We start from the raw sequence: 413 nt of genomic DNA, 5'->3' as shown, positions 1-413 counted from the left end.
GCGCATAGGTCGCCGCCATCGGCGCATGCCACGGCACGATGCCTTCGCGATAGGGAACATAGCTCGCGCCGCCGCTAGCCCTCCGCACCGCCAGCATGAAGGCCGCGTGGCTGCTGTCGGCGGGATTCAGCGTCTTCTCGAACTGGACGAGCGTCTCCATCTCCGGCCATGACAGGCCCAGGGCGCGCGCGGTCTGGCGCAGGCGCTGGACGGCCTTCTGATCCGGTTCCTGCATGACCCTGAACAGGCCGGTCCGGGCTGTCAGGAGTGCAGCCGCGATCGCGATATTGCTGGCCAGGGACAGGGTGGCGTTCTGCTCCTCGGCGCGTAGGCGCGGGCGGAAGATCAATTGGTAGCGGCCGTCGCCGAGAGCATCGACCTCCTGTTCAGGTGGGTCCACGCGCGCTGCGCCG

Annotated in this window: 1 pseudogene; it reads right to left on the bottom strand. The window is 68.5% G+C overall.

From position 1 onward, the window contains the following. Positions 1–400 (bottom strand): annotated as a pseudogene (locus tag AC1D34_RS38315) (RNB domain-containing ribonuclease); the annotation flags it as partial. Positions 401–413: the final 13 nt, after the last annotated feature.

It is taken from the genome of Allobosea sp. P1_A7 (assembly GCF_056406775.1).
Note: the sequence above shows the minus strand (reverse complement) of the source record. Positions and strands in the feature narration are given on the sequence as shown.